The sequence below is a fragment of the Microterricola pindariensis genome (assembly GCF_002936985.1).
Classification (GTDB): Bacteria; Actinomycetota; Actinomycetes; order Actinomycetales; family Microbacteriaceae; genus Microterricola; species Microterricola pindariensis.
The window spans coordinates 135,697-142,641 of sequence record NZ_MPZN01000002.1 but is presented as its reverse complement, the minus strand read 5'-3'; the positions used below and the strand labels follow the sequence as shown (position 1 = coordinate 142,641).

The following is a 6,945-nucleotide window of genomic DNA, read 5'->3' as shown; positions in this document are numbered from 1 at the left end:
GGAGGCCGTGCGCGGTCACTACGGGGCCTCGGCCGGCGGTCGCGCCGGCGTCACCGAGGTGCTCCCCCTCTATGGGCGGCTCTCCGCCGCCGACCAGCACCGGGTGTTCCAGCCCTCGACGGTCGCCGGTGTGCGCCGCCGCGTGATCCTCGCCACCAACGTGGCCGAGACCAGCCTCACCGTGCCCGGCATCAAGTATGTGATCGACGCGGGCACCGCCCGCATCAGCCGGTACAGCGTGCGCTCCAAGGTGCAGCGGCTGCCCATCGAGGCCATCTCGCAGGCCAGCGCCAACCAGCGCTCCGGCCGTTCCGGCCGCACCAGCAACGGCATCGCCATCCGGCTGTACTCGGAGGAGGACTTCAACCGCCGCCCCGAGTTCACCGAGCCGGAGGTGTTGCGCACCAACCTGGCCGCCGTCATCCTGCAGATGATCGCGCTCGACCTCGGCGACATCGCGCAGTTCCCGTTCCTCACCCCGCCGGATTCCCGCGGCGTCAAGGACGGCCTCGACCTGCTCTCTGAACTTGGCGCGATTCGCGCGGGCACGACAGCCGCGGCATCCGCCACCCCGAAGCTCACCCGCATCGGCCAGCAACTCTCCAAGCTGCCCATCGACCCGCGCTTCGGCCGCATGGTGATCGAGTCGAAGACGCAGAACGTCAGCCGCGACGTGCTGGCGATCGTGGCCGGCCTCACCATCCAGGATCCGCGTGAGCGCCCGCTCGAGCGCCGCCAGCAGGCCGACGAGAAGCATGCGCGCTTCGCCGACCCGACGAGCGACTTCCTCAGCCTGCTGAACCTCTGGAACTACCTCGAGAAGCAGCAGCGCGAGCTCGGCTCCAGCGCGTTCCGCCGGCTGTGCAAGGCCGAGCACCTCAACTACCTGCGCGTTCGCGAGTGGAACGACGTCTACCGGCAGCTGCGCCAGCTGGCCAAGCCGCTGGGGCTGACGGTGCACGAGACCGCCCGCGATGGCGAGGCGAGTGCACCGAACCCCGACGGCATCCACCGCGCGCTGCTCAGCGGCCTGCTCAGCCACATCGGTCTGAAGGACCAGGCGCAGGCGGCGAAGGCGAGCGGCCCGCGCGGATCGAAGGAGGCGGCGGGCGCCCGCCGCGGCAAGGGCGAGTACATCGGCGCCCGGCAGGCCCGGTTCACGCTGTTCCCCGGCTCGGCCCTGGCGAAGAAGCAGCCGGATGCCGTGATGAGCGCCGAGCTGGTTGAGACCAGCCGCCTGTTCGCCCGCACCAACGCCGCCATCGACCCGGCCTGGGCCGAGCCGCTGGCCGGCGACCTCTGCAAGCGCAGCTACTCGGAGCCGCACTGGTCCAAGAGCCAGGGCTCGGTCATCGCCTACGAGAAGGTGACGCTGTACGGCGTGCCGATCGTGCCGAAGCGCCGGGTGCAGTTCGGCAACATCGACCCGCACTATGCGCGCGAGCTGTTCATCCGGCACGCGCTCGTTGAGGGCGAGTGGGACGTCTCGCGGCTGAACGCCGGCCTGACGGCCTTCGACCGCGCCAACAAGCGGCTGCGCGCCGAGCTCGAGCAGCTCGAGGAGCGCACCAGGCGCCGCGACATCCTGGTCGACGACGAGGCCGTGTTCGAGTTCTACAACCGGCGGATCCCGCCCGAAGTGGCCTCGACCCGCAGCTTCGAGACCTGGTGGCGCACCGCGCACAAGGAGACGCCGGAGCTGCTGACCATGACGGCCGAGGCCCTCGTGCCCGAGGACGTCAGCAGCGAGGCCGACAGCACGCTGTTCCCGCCGAGCTGGCGCCAGGACGACCAGGTCTTCACGCTGCGCTACAAGTTCGAGCCGGGCGCGGTCGACGACGGCGTGAGCGTCGTCGTGCCGCTGACCCTGCTGGCCCGGCTGCGGCCGGAGGGCTTCGACTGGCAGGTGGACGGCCTGCGCGGCGAGCTCATCACCGCGCTGCTGAAGAGCCTGCCCAAGGTGATCCGGCGCAACGTCGTCCCGGCGGCCGACTGGGCGGCCAAGATCGCCGCCGAGCTGCCGGAGCGTCCGGAGGGCGGCGCGGCCGGCTCGCGCAGCACCGCACCCGTCACCGTGACGCCGTTCACCGAGGCCATCGCCGCCGTGATCAAGAAGCTTGTCCACATCCCCGTCACCGGCGCGGACTTCGACCTGGACCGGGTGCCGCCGCACCTGCGGGTCACCTTCCGCGTCGTCGACGGGAAGGGCCGCGAGATCGACAGCGACAAGGACCTGCGCGCACTGCAGGGCCGGCTCAGCGAGCGGGCCCGCGACGCCGTGGCGAGCAGCTTCGCCGACCCGGATGCCGGCGGCCGCGGCCGACGCGGCGGGCGGCCGGGCTCCGACGACACCCAGACCGGCGACTTCAGCGTGCAGCCGCGCGGCGGGCGACCCGGCCGGCCCAGCGGCCCCGGCGCCCCGGCGGCCTCCGCGTTCGTCGAGCGCAGCGGGCTCACCACCTTCCCCACCGGGCTGCCGAACATTCCCGGGAACGGGCCGGACCAGCAGGGCACCGAGATCCCGCGCTTCGTCGACCTGCAGCAGGGCGGCAACACGATCCGCGCCTACCCGGCGTTGGTCGACGAGGGCCAGAGCGTCGCGCTGCGGCTGCTGACGACCGCCGAGGAGCAGGCGCGGGCGATGCCCGGCGGCATCCGGCGCCTGCTTCTGTTGGCCGTGCCGTCGCCGTCGAGCTACGTGCAGAAGCACCTGACCGGCAACGAGAAGCTCACGCTGGCGGCCAGCCCGTACCGCACCACCCAGGCACTCTTCGATGACTGCCTGGCCGCCTGCGTCGACGATGTGCTGTTCCGGGTGAAGCCGGACGGGCTCGTGTTCAGCAAGGCCGAGTTCGAGACGGTGCGCGACCGGGTGTCGTCCGTGGTGATGGACACCATGTTCGAGACGGTGAAGATGGTGACCAGCGCCCTCACTGCCGCGCGCAAGGCCGACAAAGCACTCAAGGCGGCGAGCAGCATCACGATCATGTCGGCGCTGGCCGATGCCCGCCAGCAGCTGGACGGGCTGGTCTACCCCGGCTTCGTCTCGCAGACCGGGCTGGAGCGGCTGCGGCACCTGCCGCGCTACCTCGGCGGCATCAGCGTGCGCGTCGAGAAGCTCGTGGCGAACCCGGGTCGCGACCGGGTCGGGCTCACCGAGATCGAGGCCGCGCAGACCGCGTTCCGCAATGCCGGCGGCACGATCCCGCTGGCGCCGCATGCGCCGGCGAATCTCGTGAAGGCCCGCTGGATGTTGGAGGAGCTGCGCATCAGCCTGTTCGCGCAGGAGCTGCGCACCGCGGAGAGCGTCTCCCTGCAGCGCATCAACAAGGTGCTCGCGGGATAGCGGCGACCCGGCCGGTTGGTTTCGGTCGCTGGCGCGTCCTCGAGCCAACCGGGGTGCGGCCAGCCGGTGGAAACGCGGACACGCCGTGCCCCGGGCGGGGGCACGGCGTGTCACACGGAGCCTCCGGCTGCGCGCAGGAGCGCCGGGTCGTCAGAGCAGGCGGGCGACCTCTGCGCGGGTGGGCGGGTTGGCCCCGGCCCGCGAGCAGGTGATCGCCGCGGCCGCGCTCGCGTAGCGCAGCACCGAGCGCAGCGTCTGCTCGTCGAGGCGGCCGCGCCGCTCCGGCCCGATGGCCGCCGCGTCGTCGATCGCGGCGACGAGCGCCGCCATGTACGAGTCGCCGGCCCCGACGGTGTCGACCAGGCCGAGGCTGCGCACGGCATCCACCACGATGGCCTCGGCGCCGCCCGGGGTCAGCGCGACGGATCCGTCGCCGCCCCGGGTCACGACCACGAGTTCCGGCCCCATCTCGGCCCACCGCCGCGCCGCCTCCACCGGGCTCTGCCCGGGGTAGAGCCAGCCGAGGTCCTCCTCGCTGGCCTTCACGATGTCGCTGCTCCGCACGAAGCGCTCGGCCGCGACGCGCGCCGCGGCCGGCGCGATGCCGAGCAGGGGGCGGCAGTTCGGGTCGAAGCTCACGCTGGCGCTCGCGCGCAGGCCCCGCGCCCACGCGAAGACCGCGTCGGCGCCCGGCGCCAGCACGGCGCCGAGCGAGCCGACGTGCACGTGCTGGACGGGGGCGTCGAGCGCAACCCCGCCCGGTTGCACGGCCCAGTTGACGGCGAACTGGTAGCTCGCATCGCCCGTCGCGCTGATCTGGGCGATCGCGGTGCTCGTCGCCGCGCCCTGCACATCGGCGTTGTGCAGGGTCACGCCGTTCTCGGCCAGGTAGCCACGGATGCGGTCGCCGTGCTCGTCGTCGCCGACGGCGCTGACGAGGGCGCTGAGGACGCCCAGCCGCGCCAGTCCGACGGCGATGTTGAGCGGCCCGCCACCCGTGTGCTTCTCGACGCCGCCCGCGCGGTGGATCACATCGATGAGCGCCTCACCGACGACGGCGACGGACGTCGCCGTCGCGGCTGCGCCGGCGCTCATGATGCGGGCGTCACGATCGTCTTCATGCTGGCGCCGTCCCGCGATGCGGTCAGCGCCGCCTCGACCTCGTCGAGGCCGAAGCTGCCGGTGACGAGGTCGTCGAGGTTGACGCTGCCGTTGGCCAGCAGTGCGATCGCGGTCGGCCAGGTGTTCGCGTAGCGGAACACGCCCGTCACCCAGAGCTCGTTGTTCTGGATCAGGTTGACCGGCATCTCGAGGCTGTCGGCGCCGAGGCCGACGAGGATCACGCGGCCGGCCGGGCGCACGGCGGGGATGCCGGCCCGGATGGCGGGCGCGGCTCCGGAGGCGTCGATGAAGGCGTCAACGGCGAGGTGTTCCAGCGGGGCCCCTGCGAGGTGTGCATGGGTGGCGCCGTGTTGCAGCGCGAACGCCAGGCGCGGCTCGGAGACATCGCTGATGTGCACCTCGACCGCGCCGAATGCGCGGGCGACCTGCGCGGTTATGACGCCGATCGGGCCGGCCCCGGCGATGAGCACCCGCGAGCCCGCGGTGACCTCGGCCTTGCGGCAGGCGGCGATTCCGACGGAGAGCGGCTCGACCAGCGCCGCGGAGGCGTCGCTGATCGAGTCGGGCACGTCGTGCGCGAAGTCCTGCTCGATGAGCACGTACTCGGCGAATGCACCGTCGATCGGCGGCGTCGCGAAGAACTCCATGGCGGCGCAGAGGTTGTAGCGGCCGGCCTTGCACTGCTCGCAGGCGCGGCACGGCTTCTGCGGCTCGATCGACACCCGGGATCCGATGCGTGCCGCATCCACCCCGCTGCCGACGGCCACGATCGTTCCCGAGGCCTCATGGCCGAGCACGAGCGGGGCGGCGACCACGAAGGGCCCGATCCGTCCGTGCTCGTAGTAGTGGGTGTCGCTGCCGCACACGCCAACGGCGGCGACGCGCACGAGCACCTCGCGGGGGCCGGGCGTCGGCACGGGGCGTTCGGTCAGGCGCACGTTGTGCGCGGCGTCCAGCTGCGAGACGCGCATCGTCTCTGGCAGCACGGGTGTGGTGGTCATCTGGTCTCCTCGGGTGGTGGTGGGGCGGCCGGCTACCGCCATTCCTTGCCCCACGTTGCTGTGTGCATCGAGCTGGTGGCGCGCCAGTGCGAGATCGCCTTCTCCAGGCGGGTGCGCACCTCCGCGTGCCCTGGCTCGCTCCACAGGTTGGTCTCCTCGTGCGGGTCGGCGGCGAGGTCGAAGAGCTGGCCCTCGTCGTAGTCGATGAACTCGACGAGCTTGAACTGCTCGTCGCGCACCATCGTCATGAGCGCCGTCTCGGTGAGGATGAAGTCGCGGGCGTGCTCGGAGAACACGTAGCGGCGCCCGCTCCACTCCTCGCCGCGCAGCGCGGGCAGCAGCGACTCGGCTTCCATCCAGACCGGCGGGGTGATGCCGGCCAGCTCCAGGAGCGTCGGCGCGACATCCATCAGCGACACCAGGCCGCTCAGCTGCTGGTCGCCCTTCACCCGGCCGGGGCCCCAGATGATGCCGGGCACGTGCACGCTCGGCTCGTACATCGTCCACTTCTGGGAGTGACCGTGGTCGTTCAGCGCGTCGCCGTGGTCGGAGGTGAAGACCACGATGGTGTTCTCGAGCACGCCGCGCTCGTCGAGGGCATCGAGGATGCCGCCGACCTGCTCGTCGATCAGCGAGACATTGGCGAAGTAGTGCCGGCGCTGGCGCTCGAGCTGCTCGGCGGTGGGGTTCTCCAGCTGCACGATCGCGTCGTGGTCGTTGGCCTGGTGGTGCTTGCGCAACTCCTTGAGCGGCGTGGGCTGCGAGTCCAGGTCGGCCTGGGTGCGCTTGGCCTCCGGCATCGCCCGGTCCAGATACGGCTCCAGGTGCTTCGCGGTGGGGTCGTAGGGCGGGTGCGGCCCGGGGAACCCGATCTGCAGGAAGAAGGGGGCGTTCTTGTCCGGGTAGGTGTCCAGCCAGTGCCGGGCCAGGTTGCCGACGAAGTTGTCGGCGTGCAGGTCGTCCGGCAGCTCCCACTCGAATGCGCCGAGGCGCTCCGAGTAGTCCTCCCGCGTGCGGTACGTCACGCGGGAGGGCTTCTCGTGGCCCCGGATCCAGATGGCCTTGTCCCACTGGTCGAGGAAGTACGGCAGATTCGGGTGTGCACGGTCCTTGTTCTCGATGACGTGCCGCTCGTGGAATCCGACCGACGCCTCATACGGGTAGGTGTGCATCTTGCCCACGCTGGTGCAGCGGTACCCCTCCGCCGCCAACAGCTCCACCCACGAGTGCGACCACTTGTCGTCGTTCCGCAGCACGCCGGAGCTGTGCGGGTACAGCCCCGTGAACAGGCTCGCCCGCGAGGGTGCGCAGGAGGGCGAGGCCACGTAGGTGTTGGTGAATGCGGTGCCCTCGCGCACGAGTCGATCGAGGTGCGGCGTGTCGACGTGGTCGTGGCCGAGGGCCGCGATCGAGTCGAAGCGCTGCTGATCGGTCATGATGAGCACGATATTGGGGCGCGTGTCGTTGGTGGTCATG

4 protein-coding genes are annotated in these 6,945 nt (G+C 71.5%); 1 reads left to right on the top strand and 3 read right to left on the bottom strand.

The genetic code is table 11. From position 1 onward, the window contains the following. Window positions 1–3,346 (top strand): DUF3418 domain-containing protein (locus tag GY24_RS01370; protein ID WP_104474022.1); only part of this gene is annotated, 3,346 nt, incomplete at its 5' end. A 150-nt stretch (window positions 3,347–3,496) separates the two neighbouring features. On the opposite strand, the gene GY24_RS01365 is transcribed toward GY24_RS01370, so the two are convergent. The 3 genes from GY24_RS01365 to GY24_RS01355 are packed head-to-tail and all read right to left on the bottom strand — an operon-like array spanning window position 3,497 to window position 6,944. Next, the gene (locus GY24_RS01365) at window positions 3,497–4,441 is read right to left on the bottom strand and encodes a PfkB family carbohydrate kinase (RefSeq protein WP_104474011.1); all 945 of its coding nucleotides are present in this window, start codon (window positions 4,439–4,441) and stop codon (window positions 3,497–3,499) included. Beyond that, entirely contained in the window at window positions 4,438–5,469 is a 1,032-nt protein-coding gene (locus GY24_RS01360; protein WP_104474010.1) for an NAD(P)-dependent alcohol dehydrogenase, read from the bottom strand. The genes GY24_RS01365 and GY24_RS01360 overlap by 4 nt, the downstream gene beginning before the upstream one ends. Window positions 5,470–5,501: 32 nt before the next feature. Next, complete coding sequence (locus GY24_RS01355) at window positions 5,502–6,944, bottom strand: sulfatase family protein (protein ID WP_104474009.1); 1,443 nt, start codon at window positions 6,942–6,944, stop codon at window positions 5,502–5,504. Between the last annotated feature and the right edge of the window lies 1 nt (window position 6,945).

Excerpts from the sequence above, each read along its gene's own strand:
- GY24_RS01360 (WP_104474010.1), bottom strand. The coding sequence starts at position 5,469 with ATGACCACCACACCCGTGCTGCCAGAGACGATGCGCGTCTCGCAGCTG.
- GY24_RS01355 (WP_104474009.1), bottom strand. The coding sequence starts at position 6,944 with ATGACCACCAACGACACGCGCCCCAATATCGTGCTCATCATGACCGAT.
- GY24_RS01365 (WP_104474011.1), bottom strand. The coding sequence starts at position 4,441 with ATGAGCGCCGGCGCAGCCGCGACGGCGACGTCCGTCGCCGTCGTCGGT.